Here is an 18385-nt window from a genome sequence, read left to right as displayed (position 1 = left end):
CCTTTACGGCGAGATCATGAGACGGTTGTCTTCCTGATGGTCTTCAAAGATAATCCCGTCCTGCTTATATTTTTTAAGAATAAAATTTGTTTTGGTTGAAAGTACAGAGTCTATCGGAGACAGTTTCTCCGACACAAAATTAGCGACTTCACGCAGGTTGCCACCTTCCACTTCAACGAGCAGATCGTATGCACCGGACATGAGATATACGGACTTCACTTGCGGATAGAGATAGATGCGTTCGGCAATCCCTTCAAAACCACGACCACGCTCCGGCGTAATCTGCACCTCAATCAGGGCCGTTACTTTTTCATCATCTATTTTGCTCCAGTTCACGACGGTTGCGTATTTCACGATGACGTGGTCTTGTTCAAGCTGTGCCACGGCGTTCTTGATCTTGTCTTCCGACTCCCCCAGCAGCGTCGACAGCAGTGCGGGAGTCCTTCTCGCGTCTTCCTTCAACAGATCCAGAACTTTTAATTGCAGATCGTTCAAATCTTTCATGGTTTTCCCTCCAGCGTCATCCAGGTTCCTGAAAATGAATTAATACTTATATTACATGAATTTAACGTCGATGCATAGACAAAAGACCGCCTGCCCTGAATTCGGGCAGGCGGTGGTATGGTCCTGTAACGTTAGGTGCTTCAAACCTCTTTTACATAGGTTACATGTAATAAGGGTTACCGTAATTCGGTTGATGCTGAGGCACATTAGGAGCTTGGCTATATGAACTGTTCTGCGAATTCTTTTCCTGAATGAATTGCTGACACTTCTGTTGGGTCTGGTGTGCAGACTGGATTTGCTTGTCCACATCCTGACGAAGTGCTTTAGACGACACCGAATACATGTTGTTTTGCTGCATCAGATTGAACAGTTCCCCTTGTAATCTTAGGGTATCGTTCGTTAAGTCTGTGAACATTCGACGTGTCATGGGGCAGGAAGCTTCCGTTGTCGCAGTCGTATATTCGCGTGAGGTTCGTCTTAAATCTGCAAGAATCGACTTCAGCAGATCCTGCTCCTGCATAAAATTTCCACCAGATGACAAAGATTGAGTGTACACGTATTTTCCTCCTATACTTTGAAATAACTTGTCATGTTTTGAGATTTACTGTGATTGAGCTGGTGCAAGAGATTGATGTTGCTGTAACGCATTGACAAGAGTATTCAGATGCTGCTCATGTGAGCGAACATAATGATTCAGCGCCTGTTGAATTTGCGGATTATGTGTGATGGAGGCTGTAGCTGCACATTGTTTGATTAACATTTCCTCATTGGAAATTGAATCCGCAATATAGTTCAGTTCCTTGGGGCTCAGTGCTTGCATTTGTGAGTTTTGCATGTATATCTGACCTCCTTAATCTAAAGTTATTGCGAATTTATTGTTACCCTAACCTGAAAAAGTATACTTCAACTACATTCAACAGAGGTGATCAATTATGGAACTTATTAACGGGAAAACATTTTGGCCAACTACCTTTACTTCCCATCCCCATTATCCTGTTTTGCAAGAAAACCTGTCCTGTGATTGTTTAATCATCGGTGGTGGAATGGGAGGCGCGTTGTCTGCCAAGCTTTTGACGGATCAGGGGATTGACACCGTTGTTATTGACAAAAGAGATATCGGTTATGGCAGTAGTATGGCAAATACGGGCCTGCTCCAATATACGAATGACAAAACGCTCACCTCTTGTATCCAGACATTTGGAGAAGAACGTGGTGTTCGATTCTACGAATTATGCCGGGATGCCATGCACCATCTCGAAAAAATTTCATCGAAGCTTGAGATTGATCCTTGGTTTGTGCCTCGCACAAGTCTCTATTGTGCCAGTCACGAGGAAGATGTATCGTTGCTGGAGGAAGAATATCGTAACCTGAAACATTATGGATTTGATGTGGAGCTGTGGGATCAGGAAAAAATCAGTGCACTATTCCCGTTCAGCAAACGTGCTGCATTATACACAAGTGGGGATGCTGAGGTTAATCCGTATCGTTTGGTTCACTCACTATTCCACTCAGCCTCACGTCAAGGAGCAAGAGTCTATGCTCATAGTGAATTCACCCATTGTGATTATGATGAAAATGGTGTCCTATGTTACACACCTCATGGCACTGTACGTGCCAAACATGTTATTTTCTCAACAGGCTATGAAACACAAGAAATTAAAAAGGATAGAGGCGCATACCTTCAAAGCACCTATGCTATCGCTACCAAGCCACTACAGGATCTCAGCAGCTGGTATAAGCAATGCATGATATGGGAGACCGAACGACCTTATCTATATATGCGCACAACTCCAGACGGAAGAATTATTGCAGGTGGACTTGATGAGAATCGTCCTCGAGAAGAACAACGGGCTATCAAGGCGGTTCATAAAGGTGAGATTTTGTTACAGAAGATTGCCGAGTATTTCCCATTACCTGATCTTGAAGTCGATTACGCTTGGGAAGCTGTCTTTGGAAGCACTCATGATGGTCTTCCGTTAATCGGTCCACACCCAGACTACCCGAATTCGTACTTTGTTGAAGGGTATGGAGGCAACGGTACCGTATACAGTATGATTGCTGCCTCCCTGATTGTGGATGCTATTACTGGCAAACAAAACCCTGATATGGATCTATTCTCACTTACACGTACAAGTAAACCATCTCCTGTGTAACATCAAAAATAAATCAATACAAACAGGGTACAGCACACGGAAAGTTCTCTTTTCCCCGCGGCTGTACCCTGTTTATATATTTGGAAGTTGCTAAGCCGAGGGCTCTTGCCCTTCCGTTCGGTTCAATAACTTGCGCATAAAGATCCATCCAATTAGCGGAAAAGCACCCAGAACGATAATAAGCCAGGTTAACATGCGCAGGGACGGACTATTCATGACCGTTATAATAAATATGATCAACCCAAAAAGTCGGCCAACCATCAGACATAACTCCCTCAATACGACAAGTTCAACCCTTTTCTCCACATTTTCGCCACTCGTGCCCATCATGTCGAATCCCGCTGATATCATCGGTAATACATACAACGGCATCGCAACAGCACTCCCGATTCCCATGATTAACAGCGTACCATAGGTCACTTTCCAGAGAAGAGGAAGGAGCACAACGAGCAGAATGAGGGCTCCAATGAACATGCCTTTTGATCTGAACTGTGGTTTGAACCATTTTCCGGCTGCCCAATAACTTACTAGTGCCACAGCTGAAGTGATGAGCGAGAACTGTCCCAATTTGTACTCCTGTGCTGTAGCCAAATATACCAACAGTGCAATCAGGAAGGCAAAGACACCTTCCCGTGCGCCCTGAGCGAATAAACCCAAGGCTAAGGTCCTCCAAGGACTATCCGGCTTGGATAGCTGTATCCAGGGTTCTGACCAGCGGTATGTACCGCTCACCTTTCTTTTTTTCAGAAAAAAACTGAAGACTACCGCTATGACATAAATGACGAGCGATACCGTAAAGATAAGCCGATATCCTGTGTTGTCTGTCATGCGAGTAATAATCAAACCGGAGAACCAAGGACCTATAATTCCTGTCATCGAACCAAGTAACCCGACCCAGCCATTAAATAGATCCCTGTTTTCCCGATCCGTTATTTCAAAATACACAACATTAAATGCGATCCAGAATAACCCCAGTGAACAGCCCAGTAGTATACCCAAAGGCCATATCCAGTCTACAGCTTTGGAACCAGCCCAAAGGACGATCATATAAAATATGCCGGACAGCGCAGTACCCAGTCGTAGTGCACTCATTTTATTGTGTTCCTTGACCCATTTGCCAGCAAGCCAGAATGTTAGTCCAATGGTCAGTTGCTGGCTGAGAGTGAACCATCCCAACATGGCATAATCCGGACGGCTTTTCCACAGAAACACATTCAAAAAGGTCCCCGACAGCGCTCCGGCTAACGCAAACAATCCATTCACGCCCAAAAGCAGAATGGATTGTCGGCCTAAAGTAATCTTCATCTGCTCCTCCTTCATCCACCTGAAGTGAACTGTGTACAGGTAGGTCTAAGGCTTAACGTGCCCCAAGCAAGAGGAAAACATGATGAATCTTCAGGATTGCTTTGAAATTTTGGTTCGTATCTACGAAATGCTTATTCCTTTCTACTCAGGTTCTGAATCAAACGAAGACGGTCATCCTCAGACAGACTGTATTGAACTTGGAAACATCCCGAGCATATATAGGTCAGCACCTTAAAAGGTGGTGACAATAGTGACCCTTTGCCTGAAGCAGCGTTAGCAGGCATGAAGTTATCCTGCGTTGCAGCTTGCGTACCTGCGAGAATCATGAATTCCCGGCAATTCGGGCACTCCGGTACTTCTTCCTGATGATCAAGTTGCTTCTGAACACCTTGTTCATACTGAATGAGGTCATTACCTTCATCCGCATATTTGGTCAACGTTCGCAGCTCCGGCAATTTGAGTTCAACTTCATCCCCCCACAGATCTGTAAGATCCGTAGTCTGTTCCTCATCTTTTACATCATCCACATCATAGATGTCGTCCTCTACTTCATCGTTCTCTTCGTCACCGATGTTAATGTTGAGCGTTCGATATCCCTTCAATTCATTGTGGCAGTATGGACACTCTTCTTCAGGGCCGAGTTCCTCATCCCATACAATTTCCGTTTGACACCAAGGGCATATTGTTGTTTCCATATTCAATCAACCTCTTTCATATCATCATGTATTCATTACATAGATCACACCGATGGCAAAAAACACGATCGATGCCGCAAACAGAATCCGTATCAATATCTTCATGACCGGTCCCCCTAGATAATGCTCGCGCCAATAACAAACGACAGCGAGACTGAAATAATCATGGATATCAATCCGACAGCTCGGTTATCCGCTTCGATCTCCTTATCAATGGAGAACACGGGTGTCAGGAATTCGAACAAAAAATAGGCAATGAGCAGAAGAATAAACCCTACAAAAGACCAGGTCATGGCTTCATATACCGAAGATTTGGCTTGTATGCAGAACCGCAGTACGTTGCAAATCCCGAAGATCTTGCCTCCTGTAGCCATCGCAACAGCCACATTGCCCTTCTTGATTTCAGTCCAGCATTTATACTTGGTCACCAGTTCGAAGCAAGCCAGAAATACAAGCAGCTCCATAATCGCTACCGAGAAAAAACCGAGTACCATCCCCAAGGGATGAGACAGCAATTGGTCAATGCTTTCTTTCACGCACCGTTCCCCTCTCCCCATCTGCAACCTTCATAAATAAGGTCGCAGAATATCATTGATTCATGGACCGGCTATTCCAATTCTGCGACGGTCACGCCGTTCCCGCCTTCTCCGTAATTGCCCAGCCGGTAACTTTTAATATGTTTATGCTTACGCAGGTAATCCTGAATACCGGAACGTAAAATTCCTGTACCTTTACCGTGAATAATATAAACTTGGCCCAGGTTGGCAAGGAAAGCTTCATCAATGAATCGGTCTGTCTCCATCAGTGCTTCTTCCAGGTTGGTGCCACGCAGATCCAATTCACTTTTCACATTGTCATCACGTGTGCGTTTCATACCCGTTACCGGTTTTTGCTTCGGTTTGGCTGCTGGAGCCGATTGTTGTAGTTCCAGGTCATCCAGGGATACTTTCATTTTCATGATCCCCAGTTGTACCATAGCGTCTTTGCTGCCCGACATCTCTACAACATGGCCTTTTTGATTCAAACTGTAGACAAGCACTTCATCACCAGGACCGATGGCACGAGTCTTCGGCGCTGTTGCTGTCTTCTTAACCGTTTTTCTGCGTTTCTCCGGTTCAGCCTCGTCCAGTTGTTTGCGGGCAGCAATGAGTTTGTGCTCCTTCACGGAAGCACCTTCCTCCATAGCCAGCAGGCGAAGATCTGCGATAATCTTCTCCGCTTCCGCGCGAGCCTTGTCCACAATGCTGCGTGCATCTTCTTCTGCTTTTTCAATCCGGCGATCACGCTGCTGTTCCAGTTTCTCCAATTCGGCCTGATGACGACTGCGTAATTTCTCCATGTCCTGGCGCAAGCTCTCTGCCTTCTCACGCTCTTGTTCAGCCGTAAGTCGGTTCTCTTCCAGAGAAGCGATCATGTGCTCAATCCGTTGATCCTCTTCCTTCACTTCGCCACGGGCATAGTCGAGAATGTAACCTGGCAGTCCCAGTCGCTCTGCAATGGCAAATGCATTACTTCGTCCAGGTACACCTACCAGAAGGCGATAGGTTGGACTCAATGTATTGATATCAAATTCCATGCTGGCATTAATAACGCCTTTACGCTCATATGCGTATGCTTTCAGTTCACTGTAGTGGGTGGTTGCAACCATGCGACATCCTGTCCGGTGCATATGCTCCAGCATGGAGATCGCCAGTGCGGACCCTTCAGCCGGGTCTGTTCCTGCTCCAAGTTCATCGAGCAATACCAGACTTTTCGGCGTCATGTTCTTCAGAATGCGAATGATGTTCGTCATATGGCTGGAGAAAGTACTCAGATTCTGCTCGATACTCTGCTCGTCCCCAATGTCTGCATAGATTGCATCAAATACACATAGCTGACTGCCATCCTCAGCCGGAACAAATAAACCGGACATGGCCATCAAGCTCAGCAATCCAATCGTTTTGAGTGTTACCGTCTTACCACCCGTATTCGGACCTGTCACGATAATGGATGTGTAATCATTGCCCAATTCAATGTCGATTGGAACCACGTTTTCAATCGGTATCAATGGATGACGGCCCTTCTTCAGTTTGAGGAATCCGCGGTCATTCATGCGTGGTAATGTTGCTTTCAGTTCACGAGCCAGACGTGCTTTGGCGAAGATAAAATCAAGTGATCCCAGCAAGTCGACATCATACAGCAGCCATTCTCCCTGCTCACTGACAAGTGCCGTCAATTTCTGCAAAATAATCTCTATTTCGCGTTCTTCCCGAATCCGGGTTTCGCGTAATTTGTTGTTCATGGCTACAATCGATTCCGGCTCAATGAACAATGTCGCACCCGAACCGGATTGATCGTGCACAATCCCGCCAAAGTATGAACGATATTCAGCTTTCACCGGGATAACAAAACGGTCTCCTCTGATTGTGATGAGCTGATCCTGCAGCATCTTGGATACGGTAGAGGATCGAATCATGGAATCCAGTTTTTCGCGAATCCGCGCTTCTCCGCCTCGCAGCTCACGACGAATCTGCGCCAAGGTTACGCTTGCACTGTCGGCAACCTCTGCATTATCGTCAATACAGATTTTGATGGCATCCTCAAGCGTTTTTTGCTCTGACAGTTGGTCACTGATATAGAACAGAGATTCGATGGGCTCATCTTCATGCAAAGTACCAATCTGACGTTTCAAGCGCCGCGCTGCAAAGGTCGTATTGGATATTCCCAAAAGTTCGTGAGGGTTAAGTGTGCCTCCAATTTCAGCACGTTTGATGGAAGCTGTAATATCTACAATTCCCCCAAACGACGGGGAGCCTTTCAGGCGATCAAATGTGAAGGCTTCATCGGTTTGCTGCAGCAACCGCTTCACTTCTTCAAGTTCACTGCTTGGTTCAAGTTGCTCCGCTTTCTTTTTTCCCATGGTCGTCTGGGCAAAGCTAAGCAATGTATTTAAAATTTTGCGATATTCCAGTGTGTGTAAAATTTTCGTGTCCAAGTGTACAACTCCTTCCAAACTATATCTGTATTATAACGAAAGAAACTTTCTTACGCTATTTAACGAATCCTTCCACACATAACTTAAACCATAGCACCACAAACTACAGGTGTCAGGATTGTGCAACCTCTCCATCCCCTTGGAGTGGCCTTGCTCAGTTCAATCCGAATAAAAGGAGGTAAACACCATGAATTTTCTGGGACATGTCGTGCGATTTATCATCGCCGCAATTGTATTAATGGTGGTTAGCTGGATCGTTCCCGGATTCGCCGTTGGTGGCTTCTGGAGCGCCCTGCTGCTTGCTCTCGTCATTGCCCTGCTCGGCTGGATTGTTGAAGGTATTTTCGGCAAAAGGGTCAACCCGTTTGGTCGCGGTATTGTCGGATTTATCGTTAGCGCACTGGTGATTTGGCTTGGTCAATATGTTGTAGATCATGTTGAAGTCAGCCTGCTCGGTGCCATTCTAGCTGCGCTGGTTATCGGGATTATCGATCTTTTCATCCCGGTATCCACCCCTTTTGATGCCGGACGAAGCTCCAAGAGTTAATCTCCATTTCACCTTAACGTCCCCATGAATTTTCTTAAACCTCTGAAGGCCTCGTGCCGGAAGAGGTTTATTTCATTTGGGCAGTACCACTCTCTGCCGTACACGTACAATTTTCAGAAAAACGACATACGCAGCGTGTACAGGCATCCACATATTGCGGTATGATGACTGGAGCAATCATTCAAATTTTATCCATATCACGCTTTAAGGAGGCACATGATGAAGAAAGGCATAGTATGGCTCGCTGCCTGTATGTTAATTCTGGTCCTCACTGCATGCGGAGCGGCGAAACAGTCCGCAGAATCTGGCAGCAATGGATCCGAAGCTGAGGTTACTGCCAGTGAAGAACTGGTCATCAAGGCAAGCAACTACGAATTCGATCAACCTGAGTACCATCTTAAAAAAGGCGTTCCGGTTAACATTGTTTATGAAAATGTAAACGGAAATCACGGTATGCTTGTGCCTGAGCTGAATCTTCAACTGGATACCAGAAATAGCTCCAAAGTCATAACCCCGGACAAAGTTGGTGAGTTTGAAATGTCCTGTTCGGTCTTCTGTGGTTCAGGACACAGCAGCATGATTTCCAAAATTATCGTTGAAGAATAGCATTCAAGACAAGGAGCCCCCGCAGCGACGGGAGCTCCTTCTTTAGTATAACAAATTGTACCAGAGTACGTTGCCCACGAGCCAGTTCTGCCACATTCATTCCGCTAGGTCTGGTCCTGTTCAATCAATTCAATCCATTCGTTATATTCCGTCTGCAATTTCGTATATTCATCATGCAACTGACGATATTCCGTGTTCAGCTGCTCTGCCTTCTCCTGCTCCATCTCACGTTCAACCTGTAACAATCGTAATTGGTTGGCCGCTAGTTCGTAACGCTCTCCCATCTCAAGCAGTTCAGTTTCCATGATCTCTTTCTCTTGAGTTGCTTCTGCACGTAACTTGTCCAGCTGCTGTCGTTCTTGCTCCAGTCCCTCCAGCAACTCGCTACTTGCAGCACTTTCTCTCTTCCAAACGGTCAGTTCATTCTCAAGTGCAGCCCAGCGTTCCTGCCAGGATTGTTCCTGAGCAGCCCATTCATCTGCACGGCGTTGCCACACTTGGTCATTCTGCTCTGCTTGTGCAACGCTGGAGCGGAGTTCTTCTTCACGTCTCGTTAACTGCTCCAGACGGGATGACAACTCGGCCTGTTTGGCTGACAGTTCTTCGTATTTGATCTGCCACTCCAACGCTTCTTCCTCGGTCTGAGCCAGCAGGCTCTCTTGCTCGGAGTAGCGTTCGGAAAGTTTAGCTGAAGACTGTCTTGCTTCTTCAAGCGCCCTCACAATTTCTTGCTTCTCCGTGCTCAATTCATCAATCTTAGAGCTGTAATTCTCTTCACGTTGTAATGCATCACTGTAATCGTTACGGATTTGTTTATAATTATCCTGAAGTCGGTTCAGCTCTTCCCGAACAACATTGAGCTCAACTTCAAGCTCTGTGCGTTTCTCTTCCAAAAGTTCTGCGTCCTTCTGGTATTGCACAGCCTCTTCATGATTGAAACGAGACTCTTCCTTCACTACGGACAATTCATCATGAAGGGATTGCACACCAGACTCCAACGTTTCATTTTGTTCAGCAACTTCGAGAATCTGGTTCTCCAGGTCCCCAATCTCAGCCAATCGCTGCTCAGCAAGGTCTTTCCAGGATTGTTCACGTTCCGTAAGCGTGCCAATCTCATTCTGCAATGTGCGCACCGCGGCATGAGCCTGTTCAAGCACCTTATGCAACCTGCGCTGTTCCTCTTCCGACTTCACTTCAGCCTCACGAAGCTTTTGAACTTCCTGTTCAAGCTGTGCATGCTGCTCCTGAAGTTTGCGCAGCTGAGCAGTAACAGAGGTTTCTCTATCCACAGTTTCATTATACTTCTGTTTCCATTGTTCCTGTGCATCACGGGATTGCTGGGCAGCCTGCTCCGTTTCACGCAGAAGCTCCTGCAACTGAGAACGGTCCTCTTTCAATTGCTCCAGTTGCTGCTCCAGTTCCGTAATTCGGCGACTCTGAACTTCCTGCTCCTGTTTACGGACCCCATGCTCATGACGCAATGTTTCCAATTGACCACGCTCGTGTTGAAGCTGCTGTTCTTGCTCTGCAACCATGTCCTGTGCACTGATGAGCTGGGTCATCACTTCTTCCAATTGCTCTTCGACATCTAACAGTCGAGACTCCGCCTGCTTACGTTGTTCCTCAAGCTGCTGCTTGAGCTTGCTGCGTTCTTCTTGCAATACGGCTTCTGCCGCCGCAGCGGCTTCCGTTGCCTGAGATGCTGCGGCTTCCTTGGCTTGTTGCAATTGTTCCTCGAGGGCTGCTTCTTTCTCCATCCATTCGAGTTCTGACTGTTCGGATAACGTCTTGAACTCCGCTTCTAATTGGTTTATCTGATTCAGGCGCTTCTGCTCCGCTTGTTCCTGCAAGGCAGCCCGCTCCTGATTCGCCTGATCCGTCAGAGCCTGAGTCTGTTCCAGCGCTTTTTCTTCAGCCTGCTGGAGCCGAAGTTCCATCTGTTGCTGAAGTTCGTTATATTGCAGTGCAGCCTCTTCCTGAGCTTTCTTCAGGTTGTTCTCAGCCTGCTCCAACTCTAACAGGATGGCGGACTCGGCTTCTTCTTTGGCTGTCTGAACCTGTTGTGCAGCCATGGCCTCAATTTGTTGACGTTCTGCAACGGCACGGCTTTCGGCTGCTTTTAATTGAGCTGCAGCCTTATCCTGCAATTCCTTATATTGAGCCGCAGCTTTGGCCTGTGCCTGCTGCAGTTCAGCTACAGAGCGGTTCTGAGCTTCTTTTAGCTGTGAAGCAGCCTGTGCCTGTGCAGTTTTAAGCTGATTAGCCGCTTTTTCTTCCATTTCCTTCAGCTGTCTCGCTGCCTTGGCTTCTGCTTCCTTGAGTTGTGCCGTTGCCTGAGCTTGCAATTTCTGCACTCGCTCCGTTGCCTGGGCACGCTCCTGTTCAAGCAGTGTGTTTAACTTTGCCATTTCTGCTTGCTTGTCCGTTTCTGCCTTTTTCAGCGCCTGCTCTGCTTCAAGCTTCAGCTTCTGCAATTCAGCAAGAGACTGGTCACGCCGTTCCAATTCTTGTTGATGTTCATTTTGTATGGCGTTTAACCGATTCAATTCGTTTCTCAGTTCTGTACGTTCTCCAGTAAGCATCTTCAGCTCATTCCGGATTTCCTGAGTCTGAAGAGACTGTTCAGCCATATGTACAGCCGCCAGCACCGCAATACGCGGAGTATCCAGACGGGAATTTTGCTTGGAGATCGCGCTCATACGCTCATCTACCAGGTTAGCTACTTGTTTCATATAGTCGGCACTGCTGCCAACCAGTTTATAGGAAGTCCCGTAGATCTCTACGGTGACGCGTGTACGATCAGGTGTAGTCACAGTTGTGCCCTCCTTCAAGTCTGTATGTTGATTCTAAGCTGTAATCACAAAAAAGTCACATCGATCCTCTAATGCTAAGGATTCGATGTGACTTCAAACAATTCCTGCTAATCTTTGTTCAAAAAATCTTCTTCTGTCCTATTTACGCAATTCCGCTCCGAATTGCTCTTCCAGACGAGCCACTACACGGGCATGAACTTCAGTAACTTCCTCATCGGTCAGTGTACGTTCACGATTCCGGTATACCAGTGCCATCGCCACGCTCTTTTTGTTTTCACCCAGTTTACTACCAGTAAACACATCGAATACCTGTACGGTTTGTAACAATTCACCCGCCGATTCACGAATGGCGCGCAGCATATCTCCCGCTTCGATATCCTCATTCACAACAACCGCGATATCACGTTCCATGGCTGGGAAACGTGGAAGTTCACGATAACGAATATCAGCGTCTGCTTCACTGTAGATCGATTCAAGTGCAATCTCTGCGATGTACACATCATTCAGATCATACTGCTGTTGCAGTTCCGGATGCAGTTGACCCAATGTACCGATCAAAATGCCTTCTCCGCCATCCTTGCCTTCCAGATAAACTGACGCAGAACGTCCCGGATGGAATCCTTCGGGGCTGTTCGCCACCAAGCGAATGCGTTGTTCCAGGCCTACATAAGCGAACAGTTGCTCAAGCGCACCTTTCAGATCGAAGAAATCTACTTTCTCCGCTCCAACATTCCACTGCTGGCTTGCACGATTCCCGGTGAGCAGCAAGCCCAGTACTGGGATCTCATGCGGTTGCTTGGTCAACTGATCTTCTTCGGTGAAGAACACATTGCCCACTTCAAATACAGCCAGTGAATCCTGTTTACGGTTCATGTTATACACCGCTGCATCCAGCATTTGTGGCAAAATACTCGTACGAAGCACACTGCGGTCCTCACTCATAGGCATCGCGAGTTTCACGGCTTTACAGCCTTGTGTCAGTGCCGGGAACAATGTCGCTTTATCCGGGTGAACAAAGGAGTAACTGATCATTTCCTGCCAGCCACTGCCTGAGAGCAATCCACGAATGGTGCGACGCATCGCTTGAGAGCGAGTATATGCCCCCGGAGTCGTCGGTCCTTCAATCCAAGTGGTTGGAATGTTGTCATATCCGTAGAGGCGCGCAATCTCTTCAAACAAGTCTACATCAAGCGTAATATCCCCTCTGCGTGTTGGTACTTCCACATCCAGCAATCCTTGATCAGCATCACCACATGCAAAGTGCAAACGAGCGAAGATGGTTTTCACCTCAAGCAGAGACAGATCGGTTCCCAGATAACGATTCAGTCTATCCAGCGACAATTGAATTACACGTTTCTCCGCAGCTTCTGCTCCAGCTTCCACGATTCCCTGATGCACTTCACCTTCAGCATAACGCTGAATCAGTTCAGCCGCACGATCCAAAGCCGTAATCACCGCACCCGGGTCTACTTCCTTCTCAAAACGCATGCTTGCTTCGGAACGCAGCCCCAGTTGGCGCGACGTTTTCCGAACGGTTCCGCCGTCGAATTTGGCGGACTCCAAGAGCAGATTCACCGTGCCTTCTGACACCTCGGAATTCTCGCCACCCATAACCCCAGCGATGGCTACAGGTTTCACGCCATCCGTAATGAGCAACATGTGCGGCTCCAGCTTGCGCTCCTGTCCATCGAGCGTAACGATCGTTTCGCCTTCGTTGGCCATCCGCACTTCAATATGACCTTTTTCCAGCTTATCCGCATCGAATGCATGTAGCGGTTGACCATATTCCAGCATGACATAGTTCGTGATATCAACGATATTGTTGATTGGACGAACACCTGCAGCCATCAGACGGTTTTGCATCCACAGCGGGGAAGCACCCAGCTTAATGCCGGTTACATAACGAGCGGCATAGTGACTGCATTGCTCCTGTGCCTTAATCTCTACAGAGATATGATTCGCAGCTGCATCACCCACTTCAACCAGTTGGTCTTTGGGATTCGGCAGCTTCACTTCACGACCCAGGATGGCACCTACTTCATAAGCTGCACCACGCATGCTGAGACAGTCGGAACGGTTCGGTGTCAGATCCAGTTCAAGTACATGGTCGTCGAGACCAAGAACCTGGCTGATCGGCGTGCCCACCTCTGTTTGTTCCGGTAGAACAAGAATACCTTCCTGCTGATCTTTGGGCAGCAATTTGTCGTTCATGCCCAGCTCTTTCGCAGAACAGATCATCCCAAGGGATACAACGCCGCGCAATTTGGCTTTTTTGATATCCAATCCACCAGGGAGTTTCGCTCCAACCAGAGCTACAACTACTTTTTGGCCTGCATCCACATTTTTCGCACCACACACGATCTGCAGATCTTCTTCCTGGCCGGCATCGATGACACATACATTCAGTTTGTCAGCATCCGGATGTTTCTCCTTGCTCTTCACATAACCTACCACAACTTTATTCACGCCCTTGTTGCGGTTCTCCACTACATCAATCTCGACACCCGCACGGGTGATTTTCTCCGCCAATTCCTGTGGCGTCACACCTTCAAGGGAAATATAATCAGACAGCCAATCTGTCGATACTCTCATGGACGTTCACTTCCTTCATCTATAAATTGGTGTTCCCGGTTCATAACGTTTGCTCTATAACTGTCGATCCATTGTATTGTTGGTTACAGCCGTCCGAATTGCTTCAAGAAGGTCAGATCACTGTTGTAGAAGTGACGGATATCATCGACACCATACTTCAACATCGCGATACGTTCTACGCCCATTCCGAATGCAAAACCGCTGTATTTCTCCGGATCGTAGCCGCCCATTTCCAGTACTTTCGGGTGAACCATACCGCCGCCCAAAATTTCGAGCCAGCCGGTTTGCTTACATACTCGACAGCCGCTGCCGCCACATTGTACACAAGTTACATCCACTTCCGCACTTGGCTCCGTGAACGGGAAGAAGCTTGGACGCAGACGAATTTCCGTGTGGGAACCGAACATCTCGCGCACGAATTGCAGCAGGGTTCCTTTCAGATCGCTCATACGAATGTTTTCGCTGATGACCAATCCTTCAACCTGGTTGAATTGGAAAGAGTGCGTCGCATCGTCGTCATCACGGCGGTATACTTTACCTGGGCAGATGACTTTGACAGGCACTTCGCCCTTCATACTCTGCATGGTACGTACTTGAACCGGAGACGTATGAGTACGCATCAACAAGTCTTCTGTAACATAGAAGGAATCCTGCATATCGCGCGCCGGGTGATTCTTCGGCAAGTTCAATGCTTCAAAGTTGTAATAATCCATTTCGACTTCAGGACCTTCCGCTATGCGGTATCCCATGCCGATGAAAATATCTTCGATCTCCTGTACCACTTTCGTCAGTGGATGCAGTCCGCCTTGACGTCCACGACGTCCTGGCAGCGTCACATCAATTTTCTCGGATTGCAGACGCTTCGCCGTCTCTTCCTTCTGGAACTGATCCTGCTTGCTGTCGATGACTTCCTCAATGGCAGCCCGAACATCATTGGCTACTTGACCAATAACTGGACGTTCCTCTGCACTAAGTGCACCCATACCTCGCAAAATTTCAGTCAATGCACCCTTTTTCCCCAAATACTTTACACGCAGATCACCGAGCGTCTGCGGATCATTCACACCAGACAACTGCTCCAGCGCTTCGATCTTCAATGCCTCTAAACGTTCTTTCATGTGTAATTGCCCCCTTTTTGTGGTGTTTTTGCAACAAAAAAAGGCCTTCTCTCCCCTGAAGGGACGAAAAGACCGTGGTACCACCCTTGTTAGACATCCATTGCTGCACGGACCTTCTGGTCTGCAACTAGTTCTGTCTCACTTTGTACGGAATAACGACCGTTAACCGTTTGCCCCTACTGTTGCCTCTGTGTCTACACAAAAACAGGTTCAGGGAACCGCTTCGGAGTGAATTTCGGCAGCCTTGTTCTACAGAAACGCTCTCAATCTACGGCGCTTCCTCCCTGTCCAGAGGCACTGCTTACTTGTCTCCATCATCACGTTTGCTTGTTAGTTAAACCTCTAGAGGTTGTCAAAAAGTCCGCTTTTGATTACGAATGATGCCTGGCGGCATCATCAGCGTCGAATATGGCATTCAGCCGAATAAGCAGATGCTTACGAAGTATGTTTCCTTCGGAAACATTGTAGTTGCTCACGTAGTTTTCCCTACGCTCCGCTACTCCATTTCTATCTTCATCCCATCTTCTCGGTACTGAAAACCGCTCTTTTTGAACACATACCCTATATCGATATAATCATCGATGATCGTTCATAATTATATGCAAAATAGATCGAAATAGCAAGCCGTCCATGTTCTAATTTATGCTTGCACCCTTATCTTTCAATTGTTTTAGGCGCTTCTGGATTTCGCGAATCTCAGCTGCCTCGACCGCTCGCTCATTCGAATGCTCGGGCTGTGTCAGACTGTCTTTTCCAGCAGTGCTTACAGGAGACAGCAACTCCGATAGTCGCATCTCCAATCGTAACCGCTCATCATCGGATTCCCGGGTCTCCAGCGCCACCTCCCGAAGTTTGGTGGACTGCTCCCAATCCGACACACCTCCTTCAAACAGAGTTGCTGTGCCCCCAGCTTCCAGATCGCACAATCGATTCGCGAGTGTCTTCGTCAGCATCCGGTCATGAGATACAAGCACCAAAGCACCTGAAGCCTGTTTTAATACATTCTCCATGACTTCCTGAGTATCGATGTCCAGATAGTTTGTCGGTTCGTCCAGCACCAGCAGATTCGCTCCGCCAAAATACAGTCTCAGAAATGCCACTCTACACTTTTCCCCCATGCTCAAATCCCCAATACGTTTGAACACATCATCCCTGGAAAACAGGAAACATCCCAGAATGGTACGTGCCGCACTTTGAGTCATGGATGGAAGGGTAAGCAAACTATCCAGAAGCGTTAGATTCTCGGGAAGCCCTTCCAGCTCCTGTGAAAAGTATCCGATTCTCAGCTGTGGATGCCGTGTGACCTTGCCTTCCGAAGGTTCCAGCTCGCCAATCATCAACTTCAGCAGTGTCGTCTTGCCCGTTCCGTTAGGACCCCGTACGGCAAGCCGATCTCCGCGTTCAACAGTGATTCGAAGGTTGCGAAGCACTGGCTCGTTCCCCGTATATGAAAAACTCACCTCTTCCAGCGCAAGAAGCTGGCGTGCAGCCAGTGGATTCATCTGCAATTCCATGTTCAACTTTGCAGCTTCACGAGGTTTATCCACCCGTTCCCGCTCCAAACGTTCCAACTGTTTTTGTTTCGCATGGTATCGTGAAATATTTTTGTTGGCTTTGGCCTTGTAGAAGCTCTGGGTGATCTTCACCTCCACATCGGTCGCTGAATTATGCGCTTTATGGAACCATTCCTGGTAGTTACGAATCGTTTCTTCCAGCGCCTTACGCTCCAACTCCTGCCTGCGGTAGATCGTTTCCTGTTCCCGTAATTCACGCTCTTTGTGGACCTTGTATTCAGAGTATCCGCCTTTATATTTGGTCAGGGCATCTGTACTGAACTCAATGACTCCTGATGCTACCTGATCAATAAAGGTTCGATCGTGAGATACAAATAACAGCGTGCCTTCATATGAGGATAACCACTCTTCAAGCCAGCGCATGCTCCCCTCATCCAGATGATTCGTCGGTTCATCCAGGATCAGGAATTTGGGTTTGCTGACAAGCAGTCCCGCCAAACGAGCTTTTGTTTTTTGTCCACCGCTCAAAGAATGATAGGGTCTGTTCCAATGCTCTGCGGATAATCCAAGGCGTGTCAGTACCTTCTCTACCTCAGTCTCCCACATATAACCGTTCAGCTGTTCATATTGCTCCATCACTTGCGTATAGGCTGCAAGCAGCTCATCATCAGCTTCAGTGCTACTGCTCAAACGTTGTTCCAGTTCTTCCAAGTTCCGTTTCACTTCATAGATCTGACCACTCTCACGCCGGACCGCATCCAGTACATTCATACCCGCCTCAATCTCCGAGCGCTGGCGCATGAACCCCCATTCCTGCTGCGGGATATGACGTTCAATCCGTCCACCACCATGCTCTTCACCCAAAATGATACGTAATAATGTCGTCTTGCCGCATCCATTGCGACCCAGAATGGCGAGTCGTTCGCCCTCATTAATCTCCAGATTCAATCCTGTAAACAATTCAATACCGTTCCATTCTTTTGATACTTCATGTAAGCGTACCAATGTCATCATGAGGCCTCATCCTTCCTGCATCCTTTTTGCTAAACAAAAAAACCGCTGGCATCAGCCGGCGGTTTGGCAATTCAGGGTTGGATCAAGCATTCAAAGACAGATCTAAGGTAAGCTACGGCATGAACAAAGAAACCCCGAACACAGGGTACACGTAAACCTCAAAGGCTTACTTGTTCCATACCTTTTCCCATAGCTGAATTTGGACACACGAATCCCCTCATTGCTCAGCCGCTCTGGCTGACTGCGTCATAAAACTGTCTGCAGTTAACTGGGGTCAATTCATGTGTTTTACTTCATGGGACGTATGGTTACCTCTCATTCATGTGTAGTATCAATTTCTCCGTTATTGTACCAGATTTTTAGAAAAGAAAAAAAGCCCTTGCATCGCAAGGGCTCCGGTACTGCTTCGTTAAGCGGGTGATGGGAATCGAACCCACGCTATTAGCTTGGAAGGCTAAAGTTCTACCATTGAACTACACCCGCATGAATGAAGGTTTAATTGTTAAGTTCCGTTCAGAAGTTAACAGTGATTTTACAAATAATAATATAC

General features: G+C 47.4%; 14 protein-coding genes and 1 tRNA gene. 3 read left to right on the top strand and 12 right to left on the bottom strand.

The genetic code is table 11. The features are described from left to right. Nucleotides 1-3: 3 nt before the first annotated feature. The 3 genes from NKT06_RS08940 to NKT06_RS08930 all read right to left on the bottom strand — a co-directional run bounded on the left by NKT06_RS08940 (nt 4) and on the right by NKT06_RS08930 (nt 1339). Complete coding sequence (locus NKT06_RS08940) at nt 4-504, bottom strand: Lrp/AsnC family transcriptional regulator (RefSeq protein ID WP_024628343.1); 501 nt, start codon at nt 502-504, stop codon at nt 4-6. A 160-nt stretch (nt 505-664) separates the two neighbouring features. Continuing rightward, a complete protein-coding gene (locus NKT06_RS08935) occupies nt 665-1060 on the bottom strand; it encodes a spore coat protein (protein ID WP_253432785.1) in 396 nt (131 codons plus the stop codon). A gap of 45 nt (nt 1061-1105) precedes the next feature. Further along, complete coding sequence (locus NKT06_RS08930) at nt 1106-1339, bottom strand: hypothetical protein (protein ID WP_047842262.1); 234 nt, start codon at nt 1337-1339, stop codon at nt 1106-1108. Between the two features lie 97 nt (nt 1340-1436). Here NKT06_RS08930 and NKT06_RS08925 point away from each other — a divergent pair, with 97 nt between their 5' ends. Next, nucleotides 1437-2657: an NAD(P)/FAD-dependent oxidoreductase gene (locus tag NKT06_RS08925; RefSeq protein WP_253432782.1), complete on the top strand. Its 1221-nt coding sequence runs from the start codon at nt 1437-1439 to the stop codon at nt 2655-2657. Nucleotides 2658-2747: 90 nt separating this feature from the next. Here NKT06_RS08925 and NKT06_RS08920 read toward each other — a convergent pair whose 3' ends face one another. From NKT06_RS08920 to NKT06_RS08905, 4 genes are all read right to left on the bottom strand, one after another. Then, the gene (locus NKT06_RS08920) at nt 2748-3962 is read right to left on the bottom strand and encodes an MFS transporter (protein WP_253432779.1); all 1215 of its coding nucleotides are present in this window, start codon (nt 3960-3962) and stop codon (nt 2748-2750) included. A gap of 131 nt (nt 3963-4093) precedes the next feature. Further along, nucleotides 4094-4657, bottom strand: a complete 564-nt coding sequence (locus NKT06_RS08915) for a hypothetical protein (RefSeq protein ID WP_253432775.1) — start codon at nt 4655-4657, stop codon at nt 4094-4096. Nucleotides 4658-4773: 116 nt separating this feature from the next. Beyond that, nucleotides 4774-5214 carry a DUF350 domain-containing protein gene (locus NKT06_RS08910; RefSeq protein ID WP_253432772.1) on the bottom strand — a complete coding sequence of 147 codons (441 nt, stop codon included), beginning with the start codon at nt 5212-5214 and terminating at the stop codon, nt 4774-4776. Nucleotides 5215-5264: 50 nt separating this feature from the next. Next, nucleotides 5265-7631, bottom strand: a complete 2367-nt coding sequence (locus NKT06_RS08905) for an endonuclease MutS2 (RefSeq protein WP_253432768.1) — start codon at nt 7629-7631, stop codon at nt 5265-5267. Between the two features lie 187 nt (nt 7632-7818). On the opposite strand from NKT06_RS08905, the gene NKT06_RS08900 reads away from it, so the two are divergent. Both NKT06_RS08900 and NKT06_RS08895 read left to right on the top strand, forming a co-directional pair. Further along, a complete protein-coding gene (locus tag NKT06_RS08900; protein ID WP_017689637.1) occupies nt 7819-8178 on the top strand; it encodes a phage holin family protein in 360 nt (119 codons plus the stop codon). A 219-nt stretch (nt 8179-8397) separates the two neighbouring features. Then, the gene (locus NKT06_RS08895) at nt 8398-8784 is read left to right on the top strand and encodes a cupredoxin domain-containing protein (RefSeq protein WP_253432766.1); all 387 of its coding nucleotides are present in this window, start codon (nt 8398-8400) and stop codon (nt 8782-8784) included. Between the two features lie 104 nt (nt 8785-8888). Here the strand turns inward: NKT06_RS08895 and zapA are convergent, their stop codons facing one another. The 5 genes from zapA to NKT06_RS08870 all read right to left on the bottom strand — a co-directional run bounded on the left by zapA (nt 8889) and on the right by NKT06_RS08870 (nt 18318). Beyond that, nucleotides 8889-11597, bottom strand: a complete 2709-nt coding sequence (gene zapA, locus NKT06_RS08890; protein WP_253432763.1) for a cell division protein ZapA — start codon at nt 11595-11597, stop codon at nt 8889-8891. A 138-nt stretch (nt 11598-11735) separates the two neighbouring features. Further along, nucleotides 11736-14189 carry a phenylalanine--tRNA ligase subunit beta gene (pheT, locus tag NKT06_RS08885; RefSeq protein ID WP_253432761.1) on the bottom strand — a complete coding sequence of 818 codons (2454 nt, stop codon included), beginning with the start codon at nt 14187-14189 and terminating at the stop codon, nt 11736-11738. 83 nt (nt 14190-14272) lie between these two features. Further along, nucleotides 14273-15307 carry a phenylalanine--tRNA ligase subunit alpha gene (pheS, locus tag NKT06_RS08880; protein WP_124113690.1) on the bottom strand — a complete coding sequence of 345 codons (1035 nt, stop codon included), beginning with the start codon at nt 15305-15307 and terminating at the stop codon, nt 14273-14275. A gap of 635 nt (nt 15308-15942) precedes the next feature. Next, nucleotides 15943-17835 carry a ribosomal protection-like ABC-F family protein gene (gene abc-f, locus NKT06_RS08875; protein ID WP_253432758.1) on the bottom strand — a complete coding sequence of 631 codons (1893 nt, stop codon included), beginning with the start codon at nt 17833-17835 and terminating at the stop codon, nt 15943-15945. A gap of 412 nt (nt 17836-18247) precedes the next feature. Continuing rightward, nucleotides 18248-18318 (bottom strand) — tRNA-Gly (locus NKT06_RS08870). Nucleotides 18319-18385: the final 67 nt, after the last annotated feature.

This window comes from Paenibacillus sp. 1781tsa1, from assembly GCF_024159265.1.
In the GTDB taxonomy this organism is placed as follows: domain Bacteria; phylum Bacillota; class Bacilli; order Paenibacillales; family Paenibacillaceae; genus Paenibacillus.
The sequence above is the reverse complement of the archived record's forward strand: the minus strand, read 5'-3'. Positions and strand labels throughout refer to the sequence as shown.